Source organism: Salinicola salarius (assembly GCF_002179555.1).
GTDB lineage: Bacteria > Pseudomonadota > Gammaproteobacteria > Pseudomonadales > Halomonadaceae > Salinicola > Salinicola salarius_A.
In genome coordinates, this window is the sequence record NZ_NHOU01000026.1 from 14,839 (window position 1) to 39,039 (window position 24,201).

General features: G+C 61.9%; 30 protein-coding genes and 1 tRNA gene. 18 read left to right on the top strand and 13 right to left on the bottom strand.

The window, feature by feature from the left end:
* Positions 1-15 precede the first annotated feature (15 nt).
* Together CCD76_RS15470 and CCD76_RS15475 are read left to right on the top strand one after the other, a co-directional pair.
* Entirely contained in the window at positions 16-1,668 is a 1,653-nt protein-coding gene (locus CCD76_RS15470; protein ID WP_087720348.1) for a nitrite/sulfite reductase, read from the top strand.
* Positions 1,661-2,212, top strand: coding sequence for a DUF934 domain-containing protein (locus tag CCD76_RS15475; RefSeq protein WP_087720349.1), 552 nt, complete (start codon positions 1,661-1,663; stop codon positions 2,210-2,212). Before CCD76_RS15470 ends, CCD76_RS15475 begins: the two co-directional genes overlap by 8 nt.
* A gap of 90 nt (positions 2,213-2,302) precedes the next feature.
* On the opposite strand, the gene smrA is transcribed toward CCD76_RS15475, so the two are convergent.
* A complete protein-coding gene (gene smrA / locus CCD76_RS15480) occupies positions 2,303-2,902 on the bottom strand; it encodes a DNA endonuclease SmrA (protein WP_087720350.1) in 600 nt (199 codons plus the stop codon).
* A gap of 172 nt (positions 2,903-3,074) precedes the next feature.
* On the opposite strand from smrA, the gene CCD76_RS15485 reads away from it, so the two are divergent.
* From CCD76_RS15485 to pdxH, 6 genes are all read left to right on the top strand, one after another.
* A complete protein-coding gene (locus tag CCD76_RS15485) occupies positions 3,075-3,503 on the top strand; it encodes a gamma-glutamylcyclotransferase family protein (protein ID WP_087720351.1) in 429 nt (142 codons plus the stop codon).
* A 151-nt stretch (positions 3,504-3,654) separates the two neighbouring features.
* Positions 3,655-3,999 carry an arsenate reductase family protein gene (locus CCD76_RS15490; RefSeq protein WP_087720352.1) on the top strand — a complete coding sequence of 115 codons (345 nt, stop codon included), beginning with the start codon at positions 3,655-3,657 and terminating at the stop codon, positions 3,997-3,999.
* Between the two features lie 35 nt (positions 4,000-4,034).
* On the top strand, positions 4,035-4,679 hold the full coding sequence (gene wrbA, locus CCD76_RS15495; RefSeq protein WP_087720353.1) for an NAD(P)H:quinone oxidoreductase: 645 nt from the start codon (positions 4,035-4,037) through the stop codon (positions 4,677-4,679).
* Entirely contained in the window at positions 4,676-5,062 is a 387-nt protein-coding gene (locus CCD76_RS15500) for a DUF2069 domain-containing protein (RefSeq protein ID WP_087720354.1), read from the top strand. The genes wrbA and CCD76_RS15500 overlap by 4 nt, the downstream gene beginning before the upstream one ends.
* Entirely contained in the window at positions 5,059-6,309 is a 1,251-nt protein-coding gene (locus CCD76_RS15505) for a hypothetical protein (protein WP_256961333.1), read from the top strand. Before CCD76_RS15500 ends, CCD76_RS15505 begins: the two co-directional genes overlap by 4 nt.
* Positions 6,310-6,427: 118 nt before the next feature.
* Entirely contained in the window at positions 6,428-7,075 is a 648-nt protein-coding gene (pdxH, locus tag CCD76_RS15510; protein WP_087720355.1) for a pyridoxamine 5'-phosphate oxidase, read from the top strand.
* 138 nt (positions 7,076-7,213) lie between these two features.
* Here the strand turns inward: pdxH and CCD76_RS15515 are convergent, their stop codons facing one another.
* From CCD76_RS15515 to CCD76_RS15530, 4 genes are all read right to left on the bottom strand, one after another.
* Complete coding sequence (locus CCD76_RS15515; RefSeq protein WP_087720356.1) at positions 7,214-8,098, bottom strand: glycine betaine ABC transporter substrate-binding protein; 885 nt, start codon at positions 8,096-8,098, stop codon at positions 7,214-7,216.
* Between the two features lie 89 nt (positions 8,099-8,187).
* The gene (locus CCD76_RS15520; protein WP_087720357.1) at positions 8,188-9,030 is read right to left on the bottom strand and encodes an ABC transporter permease; all 843 of its coding nucleotides are present in this window, start codon (positions 9,028-9,030) and stop codon (positions 8,188-8,190) included.
* Complete coding sequence (locus CCD76_RS15525) at positions 9,030-10,232, bottom strand: quaternary amine ABC transporter ATP-binding protein (RefSeq protein WP_087720358.1); 1,203 nt, start codon at positions 10,230-10,232, stop codon at positions 9,030-9,032. Before CCD76_RS15525 ends, CCD76_RS15520 begins: the two co-directional genes overlap by 1 nt.
* Before the next feature lie 204 nt (positions 10,233-10,436).
* Positions 10,437-13,232 (bottom strand): bifunctional acetate--CoA ligase family protein/GNAT family N-acetyltransferase, encoded by a 2,796-nt coding sequence (locus tag CCD76_RS15530; RefSeq protein ID WP_087720359.1) that lies wholly within the window; start codon positions 13,230-13,232, stop codon positions 10,437-10,439.
* A 153-nt stretch (positions 13,233-13,385) separates the two neighbouring features.
* On the opposite strand from CCD76_RS15530, the gene CCD76_RS15535 reads away from it, so the two are divergent.
* The 5 genes from CCD76_RS15535 (at position 13,386) to CCD76_RS15555 (ending at position 17,174) form a co-directional block, all read left to right on the top strand.
* On the top strand, positions 13,386-14,321 hold the full coding sequence (locus CCD76_RS15535; RefSeq protein ID WP_087720360.1) for a histone deacetylase family protein: 936 nt from the start codon (positions 13,386-13,388) through the stop codon (positions 14,319-14,321).
* Between the two features lie 105 nt (positions 14,322-14,426).
* Positions 14,427-15,059, top strand: coding sequence for a helix-turn-helix domain-containing protein (locus CCD76_RS15540; protein WP_087720361.1), 633 nt, complete (start codon positions 14,427-14,429; stop codon positions 15,057-15,059).
* A 57-nt stretch (positions 15,060-15,116) separates the two neighbouring features.
* On the top strand, positions 15,117-15,452 hold the full coding sequence (locus CCD76_RS15545) for a DUF1244 domain-containing protein (protein WP_087720362.1): 336 nt from the start codon (positions 15,117-15,119) through the stop codon (positions 15,450-15,452).
* Positions 15,449-15,979: a molybdenum cofactor biosynthesis protein B gene (gene moaB, locus CCD76_RS15550; protein ID WP_087720363.1), complete on the top strand. Its 531-nt coding sequence runs from the start codon at positions 15,449-15,451 to the stop codon at positions 15,977-15,979. Before CCD76_RS15545 ends, moaB begins: the two co-directional genes overlap by 4 nt.
* On the top strand, positions 15,972-17,174 hold the full coding sequence (locus CCD76_RS15555) for a molybdopterin molybdotransferase MoeA (RefSeq protein WP_087720373.1): 1,203 nt from the start codon (positions 15,972-15,974) through the stop codon (positions 17,172-17,174). The genes moaB and CCD76_RS15555 overlap by 8 nt, the downstream gene beginning before the upstream one ends.
* 21 nt (positions 17,175-17,195) lie before the next feature.
* Here CCD76_RS15555 and CCD76_RS15560 read toward each other — a convergent pair whose 3' ends face one another.
* From CCD76_RS15560 to CCD76_RS15585, 6 genes are all read right to left on the bottom strand, one after another.
* Positions 17,196-17,744 (bottom strand): acyl carrier protein phosphodiesterase, encoded by a 549-nt coding sequence (locus CCD76_RS15560; protein WP_087720364.1) that lies wholly within the window; start codon positions 17,742-17,744, stop codon positions 17,196-17,198.
* 18 nt (positions 17,745-17,762) lie between these two features.
* Positions 17,763-18,113 (bottom strand): TusE/DsrC/DsvC family sulfur relay protein, encoded by a 351-nt coding sequence (locus CCD76_RS15565; protein ID WP_087720365.1) that lies wholly within the window; start codon positions 18,111-18,113, stop codon positions 17,763-17,765.
* On the bottom strand, positions 18,113-18,403 hold the full coding sequence (gene tusB, locus CCD76_RS15570) for a sulfurtransferase complex subunit TusB (protein WP_087720366.1): 291 nt from the start codon (positions 18,401-18,403) through the stop codon (positions 18,113-18,115). The genes CCD76_RS15565 and tusB overlap by 1 nt, the downstream gene beginning before the upstream one ends.
* A 16-nt stretch (positions 18,404-18,419) precedes the next feature.
* The gene (gene tusC, locus CCD76_RS15575; protein ID WP_087720374.1) at positions 18,420-18,806 is read right to left on the bottom strand and encodes a sulfurtransferase complex subunit TusC; all 387 of its coding nucleotides are present in this window, start codon (positions 18,804-18,806) and stop codon (positions 18,420-18,422) included.
* Between the two features lie 14 nt (positions 18,807-18,820).
* Positions 18,821-19,213, bottom strand: coding sequence for a sulfurtransferase complex subunit TusD (tusD, locus tag CCD76_RS15580; protein WP_087720375.1), 393 nt, complete (start codon positions 19,211-19,213; stop codon positions 18,821-18,823).
* Between the two features lie 112 nt (positions 19,214-19,325).
* A complete protein-coding gene (locus CCD76_RS15585; RefSeq protein WP_087720367.1) occupies positions 19,326-19,997 on the bottom strand; it encodes a Bax inhibitor-1/YccA family protein in 672 nt (223 codons plus the stop codon).
* A 164-nt stretch (positions 19,998-20,161) separates the two neighbouring features.
* On the opposite strand from CCD76_RS15585, the gene CCD76_RS15590 reads away from it, so the two are divergent.
* The 5 genes from CCD76_RS15590 (at position 20,162) to CCD76_RS15610 (ending at position 22,089) form a co-directional block, all read left to right on the top strand.
* A tRNA-Ser gene (locus CCD76_RS15590) sits at positions 20,162-20,252 on the top strand.
* Between the two features lie 288 nt (positions 20,253-20,540).
* Positions 20,541-20,885 (top strand): hypothetical protein, encoded by a 345-nt coding sequence (locus CCD76_RS15595; RefSeq protein ID WP_087720368.1) that lies wholly within the window; start codon positions 20,541-20,543, stop codon positions 20,883-20,885.
* Positions 20,886-21,033: 148 nt separating this feature from the next.
* A complete protein-coding gene (locus CCD76_RS15600) occupies positions 21,034-21,276 on the top strand; it encodes a DUF1654 domain-containing protein (RefSeq protein ID WP_087720369.1) in 243 nt (80 codons plus the stop codon).
* A gap of 114 nt (positions 21,277-21,390) precedes the next feature.
* Complete coding sequence (locus CCD76_RS15605) at positions 21,391-21,705, top strand: hypothetical protein (RefSeq protein ID WP_143543303.1); 315 nt, start codon at positions 21,391-21,393, stop codon at positions 21,703-21,705.
* A gap of 168 nt (positions 21,706-21,873) precedes the next feature.
* The gene (locus tag CCD76_RS15610) at positions 21,874-22,089 is read left to right on the top strand and encodes a hypothetical protein (RefSeq protein WP_139284269.1); all 216 of its coding nucleotides are present in this window, start codon (positions 21,874-21,876) and stop codon (positions 22,087-22,089) included.
* 107 nt (positions 22,090-22,196) lie between these two features.
* On the opposite strand, the gene CCD76_RS15615 is transcribed toward CCD76_RS15610, so the two are convergent.
* Positions 22,197-23,906, bottom strand: a complete 1,710-nt coding sequence (locus tag CCD76_RS15615; protein ID WP_087720370.1) for a potassium/proton antiporter — start codon at positions 23,904-23,906, stop codon at positions 22,197-22,199.
* 3 nt (positions 23,907-23,909) lie between these two features.
* The coding region (locus CCD76_RS20210) for a hypothetical protein (protein WP_218777052.1) at positions 23,910-24,201 on the bottom strand (292 nt) is incomplete at its 5' end.

Below are 24,201 nucleotides of genomic sequence, written 5' to 3' on the forward strand. Positions count from 1 at the left end.
GCAGGATCAGGCCCGATGTATCGCTACGATTCTTATGACCAGACGCTCGTCGACGAGCGCGTTGCGCAGTTCCGTGACCAGATGGATCGCTACCTTGCCGGCAAGCTCGGTGAGGAAGAGTTTCGTCCGGTCCGGCTGCAGAATGGCCTCTATATTCAGCGCCACGCGCCGATGCTGCGCATCGCCATCCCTTACGGCATGCTGAGCAGCCATCAGCTGCGGGCGCTGGCGACCATTACCCGTCGCTACGATCGCGGCTACGGCCACTTCACCACACGCCAGAACCTGCAGCTCAACTGGCCGGCACAGGAAGACGTACCCGATATCCTGGCGGACCTGGCCAAGGTACAGATGCACGCGATCCAGACCAGCGGCAACTGCATCCGCAATACCACCAGCGACCAGTTCGCCGGGATTGCCAAGGACGAAGTGGTCGATCCGCGCCCCTGGTGCGAACTGATCCGTCAGTGGTCCACGCTGCACCCCGAGTTCGCCTACCTGCCGCGCAAGTTCAAGATTGCCGTCACGGGTGCCACCGAAGATCGCGCCGCGATTCACGTCCACGACATCGGCCTGCGGCTGTTTTTGAACGACGCCGGCGAACTCCGCTTCCGCGTGCTCGCCGGCGGCGGCATGGGCCGCACGCCGATGATCGGCGAAGTGGTCCGTGCCGATCTGCCCTGGCAGCACCTGCTCACCTATCTCGAGGCCATCGTCCGCGTCTACAACCAGTTCGGTCGTCGCGACAACAAGTTCAAGGCCCGAATCAAGATTCTGGTCAAGGCGCTGGGCATCGAGGAGTTCACGCGTCGCGTCGAAGCCGAATGGGCTCACCTCAAGGACGGCAGCCAGACGCTAAACGAAGACGCGGTGAACGAAGCACGCACCCACTTCCCCGAACCCGATCGCCGGCCGGTGGCGGAATCGGCCATTGTCGCTTACGAGAAGCTGCGCCAGGAGAACCGGGCTTTCGCTCGCTTCGTGACCAACAACGTCATGGATCACAAGGTGCCGGGCTACAAGGCAGTGACCTTGTCGCTCAAGCGTCGCGAGCATGCGCCGGGCGACGTCACCGCCGATCAGATGGATGCCGTGGCGGATCTCGCCGAAACCTTCGGCTTCGGTGAGCTGCGCGTCACCCACGAGCAGAACCTGGTGCTCTCCGACGTTCCGGTCGACGAAATCGAAGCCTTGTGGCAGCAGCTCGAGGCGCTGGGCATGGCCAATCCTACCGTGGGCACGCTTAACGACATCATCTGCTGCCCCGGCGGCGACTACTGCTCGCTGGCCAACGCGGTGTCGATCCCCATCGCCCAGGCGATACAGGAGCGCTTCGACGACTTGGATTACCTCTATGATCTGGGACCGATCGATCTCAACATCTCCGGCTGCATGAACGCCTGCGGGCATCACCACGTCGGCAACATCGGCATTCTCGGCGTCGACAAGAAAGGCGAGGAGTACTACCAGATCTCGCTGGGCGGCAACGCCGACGACGACGTGTCGCTGGGCAAGATTCTGGGCCCCTCCTTCTATCGGGAGGACGTCCCGGACGTGATCGACAAGGTGCTGCAGGTCTACGTCGAAAAGCGGCTGGACGAAGAGCGTTTCCTCGATACCTATCGCCGTATCGGCCACCAACCGTTCAAGGAGCGCGTCTATGCCTGACCATACGCCTGAATTATCGCCCGAGCCGGATCTTCAGGCAGCCCCGGCTGCCACTGCCACGAGCGCACTGATCAAGCTGGAAAAGCACGTGACCGATACGTGGGTGCTATCCCGCAGCGACGAGGCGTTACCGGATCAGCGCCCCGCCATCGTGCCGCTGGCGCTCTGGCAATACCATGCCGACCGCGATGATCTGGCCCCGTGGCTGCCGAGCGACACCGAGCTGACGCCAGCGCTGGCGGCCTCGCTGGAAAAGGCGGCATTGGTCGCGGTCGACTTCCCCGCGTTCACCGATGGCCGTGGATATACGCTGGCCAGGCTCCTGCGCGAGCGGTTCGGTTACGCCGGCGAAGTTCGTGCCATCGGCGACGTGCTGATCGACCAGCTCTATTATATGAGTCGCTGTGGCTTCGATGCACTGGCGCTGCGGGAAGACCAGGACATCGAATCCGCCCTGAATGCGCTGAAGGCCTTCAGCGTCAGCTACCAGCCCGCGGTGGATCTGAGCGAGCCACTTTTCGCTCGCCGCCTGCGAGAGCGGTAAGCCGGCAACGGTTTCCGTATCGATCGGCAAAGACCCCAGCTTCGGCTGGGGTCTTTGCGTTGCACTCACTCTTTCGTTCTTGGCGGCGCCTCAGCCCCGCCGCTTTTGCTGACGCTCCCGGTTGCGCGCCCTGGCGCGATCGGACTTGCGCAGCATCACGAAAGTGGCCCCCATCCCGCCTTGCTGAGGCGGCGCCGTACTGAACGCCTGTACCTGCTCGAACTGCCTGAGCCAGTGATTGAGATACGACCGCACGATGTTGGCGTGCCCATCGTCATCACGAGCGCGCCCGTGAACGATGAGAACGCTGCGCAGGTCGTGCTCGTAGGCATCGCGGAGAAAGCCGAATACCGCGCGACGGCACTCGATCACCGGCATGCGCATGATGTGCAGACGCGCCTCGGCATCATAGCCGCCATGACGCAATCGCTCCAGTACGCCAATCTGAATACCGTCACGGCGAAATTCGATGGGATCATGCGCACCAACCAGGTCGACGAACTCATCGGAGAGAAAATCACGTTCATCTTCGTTGGTCTGCAAGGCGCTCTCGCGGCGCGCCAGCTGGGCATCGGAGGGTGACGTCTGGGCCCGAACCATCGCGACCTTGTCGCGACCCTTCTTGAGGGGTTGCACATCGTTACCCAAGGCTTCGCGGAATGCCTGGTAGTCGTTGGCAGCGTGACTCATGATGGCGTTCCTCCGTCAGTAACGTGGTTAGCGCTTGGACTTCAAATGCTAGCATGGGGTTCGATGTCATGATCAATGTCATGGCACCCCTCTTGCCGACAGGCAGTACCAGCATCTTGTGGAGATTGACGACGATGGCTCTCGCGCCCCGCCATGCCGATAGGGACTTTTCATGATGCGACGCTTTTGCAAATGGCTTTTCATCTTGCTGATCGTAGGAGTCGCCATCGGTGCCGGAGGCTTCTGGTACACCTTCATGAGCCCGTATGGCTACCACCCTTCGGAAACTGCCGTTATCGACGAGCGGATTCCGGAGCAGGACGTTTTCGTCTATGGCACGCTGCGCTACGACTGGCTGCGCTGGATCATCATGGGCAAGCCAATCGAAACGCGTGAGGCGACATTGTCGGGATATCATCGTCAGGATCTCGACATCCAGCCACAGCCGGGTGCCGAAGTGCATGGTGAGGTTCTGACGATCGACCCTGCCGCCCTGAAAGCGCTGGACCGTTACGAACGGCTGGGCATTCGATACACGCGTGAAAGCGTCAAGCTTGCCGACGGTACTACTGCCTGGGTCTATAAACGATTGCCCGATTGAATGGATAACAAAATAAGATAACGGTATAAAGTTTCGGATGTCCCATTCCAACACTCAATTGAGGCGCCATTGCCACAACCGCTACAATGCGGTTATCGCCCTCAGCATATTTTTGTAAAGACGCTCTGCCATACAAGGTCCTCTCGTCCCGATGTCAACGCTCACGCTGTACCACAATCCTCGCTGCTCCAAGTCACGCGAAGCCTTGGCCCTGCTGGAGTCTCGAGGCATTCAGGTCATCGAACATCGCTACCTGTCCTACCCTCTTTCCCGCGAGCAACTGGAGGGCCTGGCCAGGCGCCTGGGCGACGATGCCGACCGCATACTGCGTCGCGAAGAACCAGAGTGGAAAGCTCTGAGCATCGAAGAACCGACACGAACCCAGATCATCGACGCCATAGCCGAACATCCGCGTCTCATGCAACGACCGATCGCCGATGACGGCGAATACGCGGTCATCGGACGTCCGCCACAGGCTGTTCTTCAACTGATCTAATCATCCTGATTTTCGCTTGCTCTCGAGGAACAGCCATGACCGCACACACGGCCGCTACCGGCCCTACCACGCCTTACGTTCTGGTGCTCTATTACTCGCGACAGGGGGCAACGAAGACACTCGCGGAGCAGCTGGCCAGCGGAGTCGAGAGCGTTTCCGGCATTGAAGCGCGTCTGCGCACCGTCCCGGCGGTCTCGCCCGTCTGCGAGGCGACTGCGCCGGAAATCCCCGACGAGGGTGCCATTTACGTCGACGAAGATGATCTACGCCACTGCTCGGGCCTGGCGCTGGGCAGTCCGACACGGTTCGGCAACATGGCCGCGCCGCTCAAGTATTTTCTCGATACGACCAGCGGACTCTGGATGAACGGGGCTCTGGTCGACCGGCCTGCCACGGCGTTCACCTCGACCGCCAGCCTGCATGGTGGGCAGGAGAGCACCTTGCTGACCATGCTGATCCCGTTGCTCCATCACGGCATGGTGTATGCTGGCGTGCCCTACAGCGAGACAACGTTGTTGAGCACTCGGAGCGGTGGAACGCCTTACGGCACCAGCCATCTGGCCGGGCCGAACGCAGATCGGGAAGTCGACGCCGATGAGCGCAAGCTGGCGGTAGCGCAAGGTCGCCGCCTCGCCCAGCTCTCCCTGGCGCTCAAGGCGATGAGGGATGGCCGCTCATGAATGAAGCTCCCACCTCCCGATCGGAGACCGCGGCTCTCGGCACAGCCCGCCGCGCGGTATGGATCGCGTATGCGGCGTTGCTGGCGCTGCTGGTGATCAGTGGCATCTGGCATTACCTCCAGCAACACGCGCAGATCGCCGCACTGCTGGTGAGAATCCTGCCACTGGTACTGTTTCTGCCGACGTTGCTGATGCAGCGGCGCCGCGGCCACATCTGGTTGACGGCGCTGGGCGTGCTCTACGTCGTGCAAGGCCTGATGATCGTTAGCAAGGGTGGCGGTTCGGTGCTGGTGTTTGCCGAAGTCGTGGCCGCCGGCGCATTGGCGGTCATGGCCTATCGATACGCCCGCTTGCGCGGCAGGCTCGATCGCCGCGCTTCATGAGGCCTTCGAGCGTCCTGATCCTCGCCATGCTGGTACTCAGCGTGGCCTCCAATCTGTTCGGCTGGCCGGTCTGGCCGGCCGCCGTACTGGCCTGGCTGGCGACGCTGCGGCTATTCCGCACGCTGCCGCGAACCTCGCGCCGCCAGGCCGGCACGCTTTTCGCCATTGGCCTGCTGCTGTGGAGCGTGGCTCTGATCCGCGGGACGCGCTACCCCTTGCTGGAAGCGCTCACCATCAATCAATCGCTGCTGATGATGTTTGCCGGCGTCAGCTTTCTCACCATGGCCACGCCAATGGCCACCGGAAACAACCAGCGCCCCGGCAGCATGATCGGTACCATGCTGGGCGCCCACCTGTTCGGGGCGGCCATCAATCTCTCCGTGGTCTTCCTGTTTGGCGAGCGCATGCAGCAGGAGGGAAAACTGACTCGCTCGCAGGCGCTCATCCTCGGGAGAGGTTTCACTGCCGCCGCGGCCTGGTCGCCATTCTTCGTCGCCATGGGCGTGGCGCTGACCTACGCGCCCGGGCTCAACTACTTGAACCTGGTGCCGTGGGGTCTGCTGGCAGCGGCGTTGCTGCTGATCCTCAACTGGGTCGATGTCTGGCGATTGAAGGCCCCCTTCACCGGCTATCCCATCGAGAAGAGCGCGCTGCTGATGCCCTGCCTGCTGGCGCTCGTAGTCATCGTGCTGCACCTGCTTTGGCCGGGGCTCTCGATCCCGCTGATCATCGCCATCGTCGCGCCGCTGTTCTCGTTTCTGTTGATGCCACGAAGTCACCGGCGCGAGCGCATCCGCCATCAGTTCACTCATGGATTGCAGCGGCTGGCTCCCCAGTTCGCACTGTTCCTGGGTGCCGGCGTGATCTCTACCGGGCTGGCGGCGCTGCTGGCCAGTCTGCCCAACGGGCTCGACCTGCCGATCGATCATTTCGGTCACTGGCACGCCTGGTTTGCGCTCGGCATGATCGTGATCATCTCGTTTACCGGTATCCACCCATTGATCGGCATCGCCACCCTGGCGCCATTGATTGCGCCGCTCCAGCCCGATCCCACCCTGCTCGGCATACTGTTTTTAATGTGCTGGGCGTTGGGAACCGGTAGCAGCCCGCTATCCGGCAGCAATCTGGCCATCTGCGTGCGCTATCAGATTGCCGTTCGGGACATGCTGCGCTGGAACCTGCCTTACGCCGTGCTGGGCTGGTGCTGCTGCGGGGCCGTGCTGGCGCTCCACGCACGTCTGGGCTAGCGATTCGCGCTGGGATGCCAAACAGCCCTAGGCTAATGACTAAGGCAGGCAAGCATCATCCACCAGCCGGTCAGGCTACAATGATCACCAACTCACATCGCTGCACGGAGAATCACAGATGAGCGACCTCGCCGGTATGCGACGGGACTACGAAGGCGAAGCCCTGGCGCCGGAAAACACCCCCGATACACCGCTCCCCTTGTTCGAAGACTGGCTGAAGCAGGCGACCGAGAGCGAAGGGGCGGATGCCAACGCCATGACACTGGCAACGGTGGACAGCGAAGGGCATCCCCACGCCCGCATCGTGCTGTTGAAGGGGTTCGACGCGCAGGGTTTTCGCTTTTATACCAATTATCAGAGTCAGAAAGGCAACGAGCTCGCCCATGTTCCCAATGCCGCCCTCGTGTTCTGGTGGCCGGGACTGCAGCGCCAGGTTCGTGTCGAGGGCAGTGTCGAAAAGGTCGATGCCAAGCAGTCGGACGATTACTTCTCCAGCCGGCCTCGCAAGAGTCAGCTGGCAGCCTGGGTGTCTCAGCAGAGCGTCGAAATCCCCAATCGGGACTGGATGCAGGAACGGTTGTCGCGCTTCGAGCAGGTTTACGCGAACCAGTCCGTGGAAAGACCGCCGCACTGGGGGGGATACTGTCTCGTCGCCCATGCGATCGAGTTCTGGCAGGGCCAGCGCAGCCGACTGCACGACCGTGTGCGCTACACGCGTCGAGACCTCCAGACGCAGGAGTGGCATCGCACCCGTCTGGCGCCCTGAATTGCCGACGTCGGCCTGCTATCCCGGTTTCGATAGCCGATAGAAGATAGCCGATAGAAGATAGAAGATAGCCGATCGCCAACGCAAAACGCCCGGTCTGACGACCGGGCGCTTCGTGGGGACTGATGGCGGGCCAGGTTATTCGGCAATGCCGTCGGTCCACTCAGCGACGACATCAGGATGCTCGTCGACCCACTTCTTGGCGTTCTCGTACGGATCCGAACCCTCTTCCTGGTTCATGAGCATGACTTCGCCCATCTGATCCGGCGTCCAGTGGAAATTGTCGAGGATGGCGTAGGCTTCCGGCATCCTCTCCTCGAGCCCATTGTGCACGACCGTATTGATGTGCTCGGCTTCCCCGAACGACTTTTTCGGGTCATCGAGATACTTGAGGTCCCAGCGGGCGAACATCCAGTGCGGCGTCCAGCCAGTCACCACGATGTCTTCCTCGTTCTGGATCGCGCTGGCCAGCGAGGACGTCATGGCAGCACCGCTGCTCGACTGCAGCTGCAGGTTATCGATGCCGTACTCGTCGATGGCATTTTCGGCCTGCGCCATCAAGCCTGCTCCCGGATCGATACCCACGATCTTGTCGTCGAACTCATCGGCGTGGTCGTTGAGCTGTTCGATGGAGTCGATATCGGTATAAGCCGGCACGACCAGGCCTAGCTTGGTCCCCTCCAGGTTCGGCCCGAGATCCTCAACCTCGTCCTGAACCTGCTCGAGGTAGTCGCCGTGTGTCGTCGGCAGCCAGGCAGCAACCATGGCATCGGCATCCCCGGTGCCTACGGCCTGCCACATGACGGCGGCGCCCAGCGAGTTCATTTCGACGTCATACCCCTGCTCTTCGAGCACGGCGCGGATCACGTTGGTGGAAGCGACTTCCGAGGCCCATTCGACGTAGGCCAGCTTGACGGTTCCCTTGCTGTCCTGCGCCTGAGCGACACCGGCGGTCATGCTGATGCCGGCAGCCATCATCAAGGCGCCATAGCGAACGGCTTGTGACATTGCGTTGCGTGTCATCGACTTTCCCCTTCTTATGGTTTACATACCGCAATCCATGCTGCCGACCAGAGTGCCGACAGCAACAGATTCTTCTTGGCTTTCTCGTGCTACTTCGTCTTCTTGCCACCGCTGAGCGACTGCGTCAGCCGGTCCAGAAGCATAGCCATGATGACGACAGCGATACCGGCCTCGAAGCCTTCACCCGGACGCAACCGCTGAATGGCCCGCCAGACTTCGCTGCCCAGGCCGTTGGCGCCGATCATCGCCGCGATGACGACCATCGACAGTGCCAGCATGATGGTCTGGTTGATACCGCCCATCAGGGTCGGCAGGGACAGCGGCAGCTGAACCTTGATCAGCTTCTGGCTGCGCGTCGAGCCGTAGGCGTCGGCCGCTTCGATCAGGTCCTTCGGCACCTGCCGGATCCCCAGCGTGGTGAAGCGGATGGCCGGCGGCATCGAGAAGATCACCGTGGCGAAGATGCCGGATACCGAGCCGATACCGAAAAACGGAATTGCCGGAATCAGATAGACGAAGGCAGGCATCGTCTGCATGAAGTCCAGGATCGGCATGATCACCTTGTAGAAGCGATCGGACACCGCAGCCAGAATCCCCAGCGGCAAGGCGATCACGATGGCCACCAGCGTGGCGATGACCACCAGCGTCAGAGTCTGGATCATCGGATTCCACAGGCCGAGGTTCCAGATCAGCGCCAGGCCGATCAGCGCCCCGATGGCCAGACGCCGCCCACTGACTTTCCAGCACAACAGCACCACGGCGGCGATCAGCGCCCATTCAGGCAGCCACATCAACCCATCGTTGAGCAGATTGATGCCGGTCTGCGTACCGCGGGAAATCGCCCGGGTGACGCCGGAAAACTCGGTAGTCAGAAAATCCAGTCCGCCCTCGATCCAATCGCCCAGCGGAATTCTTGGAATATCGAAATCCATCATTCTTCTCCCGTCTGCGCCAGTTGTTCGAGTACGGCACCCTTGACCACCACGCCGAGCAGCCGCTGTTGGTCATCGATGACCGCCACGGGGATGCTCTTTCCCTGGAACATGGGGTACAGCGTTGCCAGCGGCTCGTCCGGTCCAATACGAGGGAAGTCGGTCACTAGCAGTTCCTGGATCGAATCCTTGCCGGCCTTCGCCGCCTCATCGAGGCTATCGGCCTCCAGGATTCCCAGCAGTTTGCGCTCGCGATCGACGACGTAGATCGAATCCAGCGCATTCTCGCTCATCTTGCGCAGTACGGTGCGCGGGCCGTCGTCGTGGCGGGCCGTGGCGCGAACCGGGCGCATGACGCGACGTGCCGTCACCACGCGAGAGCGATCGACACCCTCGGTGAAGCGAGCGACATAGTCGTCGGCAGGACGTGTCAGCACTTCTTCCGGCGTGCCGATCTGCACGATCTCGCCATCACGAAGCAGAATGATGCGATCACCGATATTGAGCGCTTCATCGAGATCGTGGGTGATGAAGATGGTGGTCTTCTTCATCCGATGCTGCAGCTCGATCAGCTCCTGCTGCATGTCGCGTCGGATCAGCGGGTCGAGGGCGGAGAAGGCCTCGTCCATCAACAGCACGCTGGAATCGTTGGCCAGCGCACGAGCCAGGCCGACACGCTGCTGCATCCCGCCGGACAGCTGGTTGGGATAGGCATTCTCCCAACCCTCGAGACCCACCTGTTTGAGGGAATTCCTGGCCTTCTCGGCCCGTTCGGCCTTGTCGATGCCGCGAATCTCGAGCCCATATTCGGCGTTCATTTGCACCGTGCGATGCGGGAACAGGGCGAAATTCTGGAACACCATCGAGAAGTGTCGACGACGACAGTGCAGAAGCGCCTTGTCGCTCAGCTGTGGAATGTTCTCCCCACCGATGATGATGTCACCCTCGGTGGGTTCGATCAGGCGGTTAAGACAACGAATCAAGGTCGACTTGCCTGAGCCGGAGAGGCCCATGATGACGAGAAGCTCGCCTTCCCGAACGTCGAAATTGATGTTGGAGAGTCCGAGCGTCTGCCCGGTCTTTTCGAGGATCTGGGCGCGATTGAGACCCTCGTCACGTAGCTTGAGCGCTTTCTTGGTGTCGTCGCCGAACACCTTGCTCAAGTTTCGCACTTGAATCTTGGTTTGCTGTGTGTCGGTCATGTCAGGCCTAGGTTGGCAAAGCAGAAGAAGCTCTTCACGTAGCGGTTAACGCGCGTGTCGAACGGTATCTGTTAGTGTTATTAGGTTTCGTATCATACGGTTTTATCAATAACCCTTCAAACGACAATATCCTATAATTGAATGGTCGTTCAACTTATTGCCGCTTTCTACCTTCTCCCTCAGCGATTAAATCTTCCCGTGTCGTCAGTCCAGTGCCGCCTCCAGGCGGTGGCGCTGCCAATCGCTCTGCGGATCATTCAGCCGTAGCGTGGCTTCGAGCACACCCTCTTCGATATTCGTGCGCAGCTCGAACCCCAGACTCGCCAACAGGTGTCGCATCGGCAGGTTGTCGTTCATGACAGTTCCCACCATGGCAAGCGTCCCCACCTGACGGCTGTAATCGATCATCTTGCGCATCAGACGACGTCCGAGACCGATACCGTGGAAATCATCACGGATGATGATCGAGAATTCGGTACGAATGTTGTCGGGATCGTTCCACACCCGCACCACGCCCAGCATCTCTTCGCCGGTTGGCCCACTGTCGCTGGCCTCCGCATCCGCCAGCTCTTCACGCCGACGAACCGCGATGAACGCCATCTGGCGGTCGTAGTTGATCTGGCTCAGCTGGGCGAGATCCCGCGTCGACAGCACCGCCTTGTGGTGGAAGTAGCGGTAACGAATGCTCTGCTCGGACAGGAAGGTATGAAAACGGGTAATCAGCGGCGCGTCCTCACCTCGAATCGGACGAATTTCGACGTCCATTCCCGCCAGCATCACCGTTTCTCTTAGCTGTTCCGGGTACGGCATGATCGCCTGTATCGATGCCGCCCCCAGATCCAGCGCGAAATCGACCGCCAGCAGGCCCTCGTGATTGAGCAACAGCGGATTGATCTCGAGCCCCTTGAGGCGCGGCAGGTCGGAGGCCATCTGAGACAGTTTGACCAGCAGGCGAGAGACCCAGGCGATCGCTTCCCGGGGATCGTCGCTGTGCTCGCGAATCAATCGGCCTGCCCGCGTACGGTCGATGAGCTCTTCCGCCAGCCGCATGTTGAGCGGCGGCAGCGCCGTCTGTCGATCCGCCATGACATCGATCTTGTAGCCCCCGGTGCCGAAGACGATGACCGGGCCGAACTCCGCATCCCGCGTAATGCCGGCACACAACTGCAGCGAGCCCTTGCCGCGCTGCATGGTCTGGAGACAGTAGCTGTAAATGGGGCTGTCCGGCAGCGCTTCGCTGACACGTGCCTCCAGACGGACGACCGCATCCACCACGCTGCCGGGCTGCTCCAGATCCTGAATCAGCGAGGCAGCCTGCCGACGCGATTCCCCGCCATAGCGAAACGGCTCGCAGTTGTCACGATGGACGACCTTGACCGCCCATGGCCCCTGCAGCCGTTCGGTGGCCCGCTCCGCCTGCTCCAGATCGAACACGTACTCGCTGGGGGCACATTCGATACCGTAGGCCCCCAGCACGTCACCGGCTTCCTGGTGGGTCAACCGATCCCGCTGGCGTGCCAAAGCGTCGTTGATGAGCGCGTGACAGCGCTGGCGCATCTCGGCGCTGGAGTCGAACGGCAGCGATGGCGGCGTTTCCTGCAGCAGGTTCTGGACCTGGCGATAGCGCACCAGGTGCAGGAAGGCTCTGACGGCCTTCTCCGGTGACACGTAGCTGGGAATGCCGGCGCGGTTGCAGGCCGCACGGGCATCCAGCGCCTCCTTCAACCCCATCCAGCTCACCAGCAGGCGATGCCGGAAGCGCTGGCGCGCCTCGACCAGCGCATTGGCGGTCGCCAGGGATGGCGCCAGTCGTGTCGGCGCGTGCAAGACCAGCACCGCATCGACATCAGGGTCGCGCGTCACGATCTCCAGCGCACTCAGATAATCTTCCGGCGTGGCACTGCCGCCCAGATCGACCGGATTGCGCCCCGGGCGGCTGACGTCCAGCTTCTGCGTGATCAGTGCCTGGGCGGATGCCTCGCTGAGTTCGGCCAGCAGACCGCCGCCATCGATCAACTTGTCGATCGCCAGCAGCGCCGGGCCAACGCCATTGGAGACGATCGCCAGACGGTCCCCCTTCGGCGGCCTGAATCGCGACAGCGTTTCCAGGGCATCGAACAGTTCGTCGGAGTCGTCGACGCGCACGACCCCGGCACGAGCCAGCGCGGCATCGACGATGGCGTCACGACGATCGATGCCGGCAGTCGGCGCAACCGGGCTCAGCGTCGCCTCGGCGGTGCGCCCGCTCTTGATCGCCAGCACCAGCCGGTTGCGCGACGATTCGCGCAGCGCCGTCATGAAGTGGCGCGCATTGCGGAACGCCTCCAGATGCAGCAGCAGCGCCCGGCAGCGTCCGGATTGATTCAGGTAGTCGATGACGTCCGGCAACTGGACGTCGAGGCTATCGCCCAGCGTCACCAGATGAGAAAAACCGACCTCACGACCGGCGGCCCAGTCGATCATTGCGTTGCCCAGCATGCCCGACTGACCCAGGTAGGCGACGCTGCCATCGCGGATCGGCTGACTGGCGTAGGTCGCGTTGAGCCGCATGGAAGGAACCGCGACGCCGAGACACTCTGGCCCCAGCACCCGCATGCCGGACTGCAGCGTCGCCTTTTGCAGCCGCGCCCGCAATGTTCCTTCCCCCCTGGCGCCGCCGTACGCCTCGACGCCCTCGCTGAGCGACGCCCCGCCCGACACGATCAGCGCCGCCCTGACCTGCCTGGCGCCCAGCTTTTCCAGCACCTCGGGCACGCCGTGCAAGGGCGAGCAGACGATGGCAAGATCCGGTGTCTCGGGAAGGTCGGCAATACGCCGGAAGCAGGCCACGCCATGAACCTCCTTGTAACCGCGCGGATTGACCGCCCAGATCGGGCCGGGAAACCCTGCCAGAAGCAAGTTTTGAAGGACGACGCCACCGGTCGACTCGGGCTTGGGGGAAGCTCCGATCACCACCAATGAGCGCGGAGCGAAGAATCGGCGCAGAAACTGCGTGGCCACGGTGGACCTCACGACGTTGGCTATGAGGTTTTCAACCCTACACGGTCAGGCCGCCGAGGTTTACCTCATAGACCAAAGTCGAAGCACAACGGTGTGACGCGGCACGTCGCTCTCGCCCAGAATGAAGCGACTTCGAACCGGCTGGCGAGACTCATGATCACTTCGTATCTCACTCATCCCGACATCGTGCTGCATGACATGGGCTCTCACCATCCGGAATCTCCCATGCGTCTCGAGGCCATACGTGCCAGGCTCATGCTGAGAGGCCTGCTGCAGCAGACGATGCAGTCGGAGCCCGGGCCGGCGACGCGACTCCAGCTCGAGCGAGTGCATGCCCCAGACTACCTCAGCGCGCTGGACGCACACCGACCGCAAAGCGGCCTTCGGCAGCTCGATAGCGACACGCGAATGGGACCGTATTCGCTGGAGGCCGCAGCGTTGGGTGCCGGTGCGGCGATCCGAGGTGTCGACCTGGTCTGCGGCAACCGTGCCGACAACGTCTTCTGCGCCATGCGTCCGCCCGGTCACCACGCCGAGCGGGCGCTGGCGATGGGCTTCTGCTTCTATAACAACGTGGCCGTGGCGGCCGCCCACGCCCGCGCCGTTCACGGCATCGAGCGAATCGCGATCCTCGATTTCGATGTTCACCAGGGCAACGGCACGCTGGACATCTTCCACGACGACTCCTCGATACTGGTCTGCAGCAGTTTTCAGGAAGCGTTCTACCCATGGCGCTACCTGACGGGCGAATGGCCCAACATCATCAATACGCCCCTGGCTGCCGGCACGGGCAGCCTCGGCTTCAGGAGAGCCGTAGAAGCCGCTTGGCTGCCTGCCCTGGATCGGCATCGGCCCCAGCTGGTGCTGCTCTCCAGCGGCTTCGATGCCCACCGAGACGACCCGCTGGGTCAACTGGCGCTCGATCACGATGACTTCTACTGGATTACCACACTGGCGATGGATGTCGCGCGGCGGCATGCCGGCGGCAAACTGGTCTCGGTGCTGGAGGGCGGCTATCACCTGAAGACGCTGCCGCTGAGCGTCGAAGCCCATCTGACGGCATTGCTGGGCCATCCCTATTCGGCCTGACTTCGTGCCGAGCGCTTTCGGCGCAGGGCCTGGGCGCCGCGCTGTGATATTCTTGGGCCTTCAATGCTGCACAATGATTTTCCCACGCTCCTGACAGAGAGTTTCATGGCCGCCAGTAACGATCAGGATGCCGCGCTGCGCATCGCCGCCGGTCGCAAAGCCTTCGTCGAACCCCTTCGCCTGGGCGAGCGGCTCAAGGAGATACGGCTTTCGAACCATTGGACGCTGGGCGACGTCAGCGCCCGCACCGGGCTGGCCCGCTCGACGCTGTCCAAGATCGAGAACAACCAGATCTCGCCGACGTTCACCGCCGTTCAGAAACTGATCACCGGTCTGGGCATCGACCTGCCGCAACTGCTCAAGCCCACCAAGCCCAAACGGCAGTCCAGCGGCCGTCGCGACCTCACTTCGCGCGGCGATGGCAAGCAGCACCCGACCCCGACCTACGAGCACGAGCTTCTCTCGTGCCAGCTGGCCCAGAAGCGGATGATCCCGTTCAAGACGATCGTGCGCGCTCGGCACTTCGAGGAGTTTCAGGAGTGGGTTCGCCATGACGGCGAAGAGTTCCTGATGGTTCTCGAGGGCAGAATCCTGATGTATTCGGAATTCTACGAGCCGCTGGCGATGGTCGCCGGTGACTCGCTCTACTTTGACAGCGACATGGGCCACGCCCTGGTCTCCACCAGCGAGGACGACGCCGTGGTGCTTTCGGTCTGCACGCCCGGCGACACGGACTGACGACTCTTCCACCGTTATTAATCCTCGATTTCATCTTCAGCAACGACGGGAGCCCCGATGCATCACCTCGACGACCAGACCCGCACCGAACTCGAAGCCGCCGCCTTTCGCCGTCTGCTTCGTCACCTGGACGACAACAAGGATGTCCAGAACATCGATCTGATGATCCTGGCCGACTTCTGCCGTAACTGCCTGTCCAAATGGCTGGTCAGCGCGGCCGAAGCGCGCGGCACCGAACTGGATTACGAGACAGCGCGCGAATATGTCTACGGCATGCCCTATTCCGAGTGGAAAATGCACTATCAGGCCCCGGCCAGCGACGAGCAGCTCGCCGCGCTGGAAGCACGCCAGGCTCGCAAGGCCGAGGCCAACGGCAGCAAGGAGAATTCATGAGCGACTCGCCCCTGATTCCGCTGTCGATCGCGGTACTGACGATCTCGGACACGCGTGACGAGAGCAGCGATCGCTCCGGACAGACACTCGTCGAAGCCCTCGAGGCAGCCGGCCATCGGCTGGCCGAGAAGTGCATCGTGCCGGATGACGTCTACCGGATTCGTGCCGTGGTCGCCGGATGGATTGCCGATGACGACGTGCAGGTCGTGCTGACGACGGGCGGCACGGGTTTCACCGGACGCGACTCCACCCCGGAAGCGATCGCCCCGCTGCTCGACAAGCGTATCGAAGGCTTCGGCGAACTGTTTCGTCAGCTCTCGTTCGAGGAGATCGGCAGCTCCACCGTCCAGAGCCGCTGCCTGGGTGGCCTGTCCAATGCCACCGTGATCTTCTGCCTGCCGGGTTCGACCGGCGCCTGCCGCACCGGCTGGGATCGCATTCTCAAGGAACAGCTGGACAGCCGCCATCGCCCCTGCAATTTCGCCAACCTGGTGATTCCCGAGCGGGGGACGCATGGCCATGGCTGAGCAACCCAAAAGTGCACTCCAGAGTGTCGAACAGGCGCTCGAAGCGTTGCTCGACGGCGTCGGGCGCCTGGAAAGCGAGCGAATCGCCTGCCTCGATGCCGACGATCGCGTGCTTGCTGACGATGTAGAGGTCGCCATCGATGTGCCGCCGGCCGACAACAGCGCCATGGACGGCTATGCGCTGTTCAGCGGAGACAGCGGCAAGCGCTTGCCGGTCTCCCAGCGCATTCCCGCCGGCCAGCCGCCGCAGCCACTGACGCCCGGCACCTGCGCCCGAATCTTCACGGGAAGCGAAATACCGCCTGGCGCGGATTGCGTGGCGATTCAGGAAAACGTCGAGCTGGACGGCGACGACGCGATCGTCCCGGTCACGCAGGCCGGCCAGAACGTGCGTCGCCGAGGGTTGGACGTGGTCACGGGGCAGCCACTGCTCGCTGCCGGCACGCGGCTCGGCGCCGCGGCCCTGGGGCTGCTCGCCGGGCAGGGTTTCTCGACGGTGGATGTCGTGCGGCGGCCGAAGGTGGCGTTGCTGCTCACCGGCGACGAGATCGTCGAACCCGGCCAGGCGCTGGCGCGCGGACAGATCTACAACAGCAACGGGCCGATGCTGGCGACGTTGATTCGTCGCTTCGGTGGCGATCTCGTCAGCCAGATCAAGGTGGCCGACGATTTCGACACCACCCTGGCGCGCCTGCGGGAAGCCGCGGCCAAGGCCGATGTCATCGTCACCACGGGCGGCGTCAGTGTCGGCGAGGAGGACCACGTCAAGCCGGCTCTTGAGCAGCTGGGCGAGCTCTCGCTCTGGCGCCTGGCAATGCGGCCGGGCAAACCGCTGGCGCTGGGAACGATCGGCCGGACCCGCCTGGTCGGCCTGCCCGGCAATCCGGTTTCGAGCTATGTCGGCGCCTGGCTCTATCTGCGCCCATTGCTGGGCAAACTGCAGGGCTGCAGCGACAGGCTGTCGCTACCGGTGGTCAGCGCCGAAGCGCAGTTCGAAACCCGGACACAGGGGCGGCGCCATTACATGCGTGCCAATCTGGCGTTCGAGGGAGAGCGAGTCACTGCCAGCCTCTATCCCGAACAGAGTTCGGCGGTACTGACCTCCTGCGCGGCCACCAATGCCTTCGCCGTGATCCCGTCCGACAGCCATATCCGTCCCGGCGATCGTGTCGACTGTCTCTGGCTTCAATACTGAAGACTGGCGGCAAGCGTCGGTTCAGTCACGGAACCGGCGCTGCATGTCGGGCCATAGCGTGACGAAAGCGGCTTCGAGATTGTCGTACTCGTCACGCAGCCAGGGCGTCAGCGCGGCGAGCTGGTTGGGGCCGCGCAAGCGCTGGCCGATGCCGGCGATGGCGCGACAGGTGAAATCGAAATCGGCATAACATCGCAGCCAGTCGCCGTCGATCAGCGTTGGCACCATCCTCTCCAGGCGCGCCGGCGCCTGCCGCTCGCCAAGGACCCGGTAACAGCGTTCCACCAGTGCCGCATCCGGATGACGGCTGGCGAGAAAATGATCCCACACCACATCCAGCGCGATACCGGCGAAACGCCGCTGGGCTTTCGGCGCCATCTGCAGCAGGCGCAACACTTCCGCGTGCCGATCGATGGCGGCATCGACCTGACGGTGATGACGAATGCCAGACGCGACCGCTGCCGGCCACGATTCGAGATCCGCCCCCTTGACCCCGTCGGCGATCAGGTTGCCGTAAAGGAATTCATCGCTGCCGTGGCGCGAAAGCCAGGCGTGAGCGAGAAAGTTCATGAAGTCTGGTAACCGGCGCTAGAGACAGTTGGTCGGCTTGGGCAGGCCGGCCAGCCTGGCGCCGACCTTGGCCGGGCTTTCGGGGAACAGCTGCATCAAGTAGATCGAGCTGCCCTTCTCCTCGCCCAGCGACTGCTTCACTGCCTTGACCAAGGGGCGCATGGCCGGTGCGGCCTCGAAGCGCTGGTAGAAGTCTCGCAATACCGCGATCACTTCCCAATGGGCCGGCGTCAGCTCACGACCGTCATCCGCCGCCAGCGCTTCGGCGACGCTTTCCGACCAGTCGTCGAGAGAGACCAGGTACCCCTCCGGGTCCAGCGCGATGGGCTGCCCTTCCACCAACAGTGTTCTTGCAGTTGTCGTTGCCATTAGAACCAGCTCACACAGCGTTGATGGCTTTCCGTCAGCGACAGAAAGCCGTTCATGTCGACGACCGCGATGGCCGGGCTGACCCGCTCGGCCAGCCCCCGGGATGCCAGATCCTCCGCCAGCACCGACACGCGCCCCCCGAAGGGCTCGAGCGCGGCGCTGGCCGACGGTAGCGCCGCATAACAGGCGTCTTCGATCAATAGAAGATGATCGTCGGCCCCGAAGGCTTCGCCCAGTTCTCGATAGACGGATAGCGACTGCGGGGATCGATTGAGCAGATGCAACAGCATTGGCGTCGTTCCGGGCCTAGAAGATCAAGGTACGAGGATGGCGCGCGAAGAGCTCGGCCACCGCCTCGGCATTCAGTGGCACCATCGGCAACATCAGGTCGTCGGCCGAAAGCTCCCGCTCGGCGAGCGCCGTCTCGCTGACCCAAAGCATGTCGATGTCATACATCTCCAGCATCGCCATCTGCGGGTGGGTGCCCTTTTGCCCCAAGGCACCCGCCTGCTGATCTTTCAGCAGCGCGTAGACACCGTCGCCCTGGAACAACAGCCCGACCCGCTGGCCGAAGGCGGCCGCCACCAGCGCGACGTCGAGCCCCTCGCGAAGCCATTGCGAGCCGTGTGGCGGATGGCGCAGCACGATCAGCAGGTCCTGCGGCACGGTTTCTACATCAGAAACGGTTTCCATATCAGAAAAAGTCGTCATGGCGCAAAGGTGATCAGTCGATCATTGGCTAGCATGGCATCGACCAGTTGGCCGACGCCGGTCAATTCGAACGGTGGCTCGACGCTATGCGCAGCCAAGCCGTGACGGCTGGCTTCGCTGGTATCCAGCACGCCCCGACGCAACCCCGCCGCCACGCACACCAGAAGTTCGGCGCCATGTACTTCGTGGAGGCGCTTCCAGCCATCGGCCAGGTGTACTTCGTCCTGCGGCGGTGACATCAGCGCCGAGGCGTTGTGGACCCCGTCATGATAGAAGAAGACCGTCTTCAGACGGTGCCCCCTCGCCACGACGGTTTCCGCGAAACGAAGCGCCGAGAGCGCGGATTGATGGCTGTAAGGCGCGGCATGCACCAACAGAGCGTAGGTCAGCATCGGCAATCGGTCGCTCCGTTTCGTGAATCCCAAAACGCCATGGTACCAAACGACAAGGCCCCACCGTAGTGGGGCCTCGATGCCGTCGATGGAACCATCGAGCTGGATGCTAGTCGTCGGACATTACGCCCAGGATCGACAGCAGGCTCACGAACAGGTTGTAGATCGACACATACAGCGTGATGGTCGCGAGAATGTAGTTCGTCTCACCCGCGCGATTCACGATCTCGCTGGTCTGGTACAGGATCGCCGCCGAGGAGAACAGCACGAAACCGGCAGAAACCGCCAGCGCCAGCCCCGGGATGTTGAAGATCAGCGCCGCCACCATGGCCAGTACCAGCACGATGGCACCCGCCATCATGAAGTTACCCAGGAAGCTGAAGTCTTTGCGCGTGATCAGCGCAACGGCGGAAAGCCCCAGGAACGTGGCCGCCGTCATGCCCATCGCCGTCATGACCAGCTGTGCGCCGTTGGGAATCGACAGGTAGAGGTCGATGATCGGCCCCAGCGTGAAGCCCATGAAACCGGTGAAGGCAAACGTTGCCGCAATGCCCGCGCCGGAGTTGGCCGTCTTGTGCACCAGGAACATCAGACCGTATGCGCCGATGAAAAATACGAAGATGTTGAGTTGCGTAACGCCCATGGCCACGGCAGCGCCAGCGGTCACGGCGGAGAACAGCAGTGTCATGGCCAGCAACATGTAGGTGTTGCGCAACACCTTGTTGGTGCTGACCGCGCTCGATCGACGATCGGCGACGTCGTGCGATGTTCGATAATCCATTGTAGTCCCCTCAGTTCTATTGAAACTCACCCATAGACCAGAATGCCCTTGCAAAGTTCCCCTGACAAGCGCTACGGAAGCCCCCGGGAAAGAAATAACTTATTGAAAGCTAAAGAACCCATTGACGTTCTCGACCGAGCTGGTACTATGCCTCGCCGTAAGACGGAGGGATGGCAGAGCGGTTGAATGCACCGGTCTTGAAAACCGGCGTAGGTTAATAGCCTACCCAGGGTTCGAATCCCTGTCCCTCCGCCATTTTTTTTCGAGAAAGGTCAGCTACTTAGCTGGCCTTTTTTCGTTTCTGGATTGTTCAATCCATTTCTCTTCTGCTACTGGCACACACACGACAATGTGTCCTTTTCCATCTTTATGTTAGTGAAGACATCTAGGCAGGCCAGGCTCTCATTCAACATCGCTCTGTAGATCGACATCCATCAGGCTTCACTAATCGCCCAGCCAAAACGCCGCCCACGCTAGAGAGCGACCGCCAAAACTGTCATAGTGGATACCATTCATCAGAAGACAGGTATCGTTTTGAATTCCATGAAAAATATTCTCATTGCCGGGGCGCTGGGCGCCATCATCGGGTCAACCCAGGCGTCTGCGGCCGACTTCGAATGCTCGGCAGATAGCTTGATGAAACATGTCGGCGAGCAGACGCAGCAGATCGAGGCGTTCATCGCCAGCAGTGACGACCCCCAGCAGACCCAGCAGGAACTGGCGAGCATGGCGAGGGGCTTGCGCGAGAATGGTCGGGTTTCCAACCATGACGAGGAGATGAAGAAGCTGGCGAGCGGCGCCGATTTCCAGCCGTCCCAGTCGTTCTGCGATGATATGCAGACCACCATGTCCGCCATCCAGTCGTACATGGAGAGCCATCCGCACTGAGTTCGCTTTCAGCACCGGAGACCGTGCGGGCTTGGTTCGATATGGCGGTGCAAGGCGTCTACCCGCTCGGTTCGGTTGAGCGTTCCGTTTGTGTTCGCCTCTCTCCTGACCGATACTGTATGCATGAACAGTCATCTCGGAGCGTTCGATGGTCATCCTCTTCCCAACGCCTGAAGCCAGACTCGTACGCCGGGCGGAAAAGCTCATCTCTGTGGCACACGCCAATCGTCGTCATCAGGTGACGATCAGCCGAGGGGACGGAGAGCCCGTCGATGCCTGGGAACGGTTTGTCGAGCAGTTCGAAGACAGTGATAGCATCCGTGTCATTCACATCACCCGCCATGACGTATTGCTCAACTGGTGCTCGCCCACCTCGGGCCTCGCTTCGTGATTCAGATCGCCGAAGGTGTCTGCGCGGGATCGAAGCAGAGATATCCTTCATTCGTTTTTTTGATTGATGATGCGGATAGGGGGGCGGACGGTGCTACCCTGCGACTAGTCTCTAATGATGTTGCCAATGCACCGCGCGTTAATCTTTTTTGTCGTTTTTCTTCTATTGGCAGGCTGCGTGTCGGCGACGCCGCGGCTGACAGCCACGAATTTCCTGCGGGACAGCAATACCTGCGAGCGTCAGACGCACCAGATCGCTGGCGAACGTGAATATCAGCTATGCATGGCGCGCCTGGGTTGGCCGGACCCCCAGAGGCAAATGGCACTGGAACTGGCTGACGATAGCCGCAACGATCAAGGTAGTGGCTTCATCGACGAAGCGATCAATGGCCTTCAGTTCGGTTTGCAGTGGGATCTGGATCCGGATTGAACTTCGCGGCCCTCGTGGACTCACAAGCACTCGCCCAAGCCGCCGCGCTCCACTTCGCTCGAGGCGCCTCCCATAGCATGAAGCGCCTCACCCGGCCGATGGATTCGCTGTACAACGCCGGCGTCTCAACTAACCTGAAAATCGATGTCTTTCCTGGAGGATTCCATCATGGCAGAACCGTTCGTCGAGATCAGAAAGACACATCTACCCGGCAACCCCCAACAGGTCAGCTATGAGGTCTACGATGGCGACACGGGTGGCAGCCTGGGGCATTTTCCGGAAGCCGCCCAGGCACAGAAGCGAGCCGACAGCATGAACAGCATGACGTCTCGGGAGACTGGCAAGCGGCTGGACCACCCCACCGACGATGCAGACGTCGAGTAATACGCTTTTTCGACTACACAACTACACAGACACCAGACGCCGCTACGGGGCCATTAATGCAGCCCCCGTAGCCTTGTTTCAGAAGCGAAGCCCAGCCGCTTCGACGATCAATGATAGAGACGTAGACCCACTCGCGTGACGCGATTCCCTTCCATCTCGCTGACGACCCAGTGGAACCCATGCCAGTCGACGTCGTCCCCGACCACGGGATGACCGCCGACGCGCAGCGCCACGAACTCCCCTAGCGTCATCTCCTGCTCTCCGGGACTCAGCGTCAAACCGTAGGCGTTGGCCACCTCCTGCATCAGGGCCTCGCCATCCAGCGTGAAGGTACCGAAGAACGCACGCTCCCGCTTGAGCTTGGCCTCGCCGTTGAACAGCCGGTTGAGCGATGGCAGATCGCCGGTCCGCCCGATCAGACAAATCACGTCACTCAGCCGCAAGCGCGTGCTCCCCTTGGGGTGCAGCATGGCGTGCTGGCGAAAGATCGCCGAGATCAGCGTGCCGGATGGCAGGCGAAGCAGGCGAATCGGTACGTCATCGAGAGATTCGTTCTCGACCTTGTAGACGAACATCTCGTAGTCGTTTTCCGGCAGCACGCCCAGCTGCCCGCGCCGATCGGGCGTCGTGGTTTCCGGCAGCACCACCCGCATCCAGCGGGCAACCCGCGCCAGTGTCGAACCCTGCAGCAGCAGCGAGATCAGCACGACGAAGAACGCCACGTTGAAGTAGAGCGTGGCGTTCTCGACACCGCTGATGACCGGGAAGATCGCCAGCACGATGGGAACGGCCCCGCGCAGCCCGACCCAGGAAATGAAACCGATCTCGCGCCATCGGAAATTGAAAAACGGCACCAGTGAAGCCATTACCGCAACGGGACGCGCCAGCACGATCAACGCCACGGCCAGGATGGCGCTCGGTATCGCGTAATCGATCATCTCCGACGGCGTGACCAGCAGACCCAGCACCAGAAACAGCCCGATCTGGCTCAGCCAGGCCAGCCCGTCGTGGACGGGAAGAATGTGCGTGAGATGGCGACCGGGCTGGTTGCCGATCATCAGACCGGTGAGATAGATGGCCAGGAAGCCGCTGCCGCCAGCAGCGCTGGTGGCGCCGAAAATGCAGAACCCCAGCGCGAGCGCCAATAGCGAATAGAGACCGGGCGCCAGATCCAGGTAACGCAGCAGCTTGGCCGATACCCAGCCGCCGCCCAGTCCAACGGCCAATCCCAACCCGAACTGCAGGAAGAAGCGCATCAGGGTTTCCCATACGCCGCCGACCTCACCCGTCAGCAGCTCGGCAAGGGTGATGGTGAGGAAGATCGCCATCGGGTCGTTGGTACCGGATTCGATCTCGAGCGTTGCCCCCACGCGCTCATTGAGATTGACGCCCTGCCCCTTGAGCATGGAGAAGACCGCTGCGGCGTCCGTCGAGCCGACGATCGCCCCCACCAGCAAGCCTTCGGTAAGCGTCAGATCCATTAGCCACATGGCCAGCAGGCCCAGAATACCGCTGGTCAGGAAGACCCCGATGGTGGCCAGCGACAGTGCCGGCCTGAGCCCCACGCGGAAGGTCCGGAAGCGCGTGCGAAGGCCGCCGTCGAGCAGAATCATCGCCAGCGCCAGGTGGCCGATCAGAAACGCCTGAGAGTAATCATCGAACTGCAGGCCGAGTACACCTTCCTCCCCGGCGAGCATACCCAGGCCCAGAAAGAGAACGAGCAGCGGTACGCCGATCCGGGACGACACCCGGCTGGCCAGAATACTGAGGGCTATCAGTGCCCCACACACAAGAAACAGGCTATTGATCGAGTCCAATTCTCAGCCATCGGTTATGAGTTGGGATGATCCAGGGTCTGTTGCCGTTTCGGCGCGAACCGCGTTGCTGCGCCAAATGGTGTCAGGCCAGGCGCGGGATGCCGATAAGGGTGGTTCCCTTTTCCAATCCCGCAACGCCGCATGGCGCCATTTGCCGCGCAACCCGAAGGGCCGGGCCGGTTTTTGCACGGTGCTGCATTTTTCGTCATTCATTTGGAACGACCAAATCACATTCCTCACGCCTTGCCCCGCACAAAAACTGGTTCCGGCGCGGCCGTGCATGAAACGGCAACAG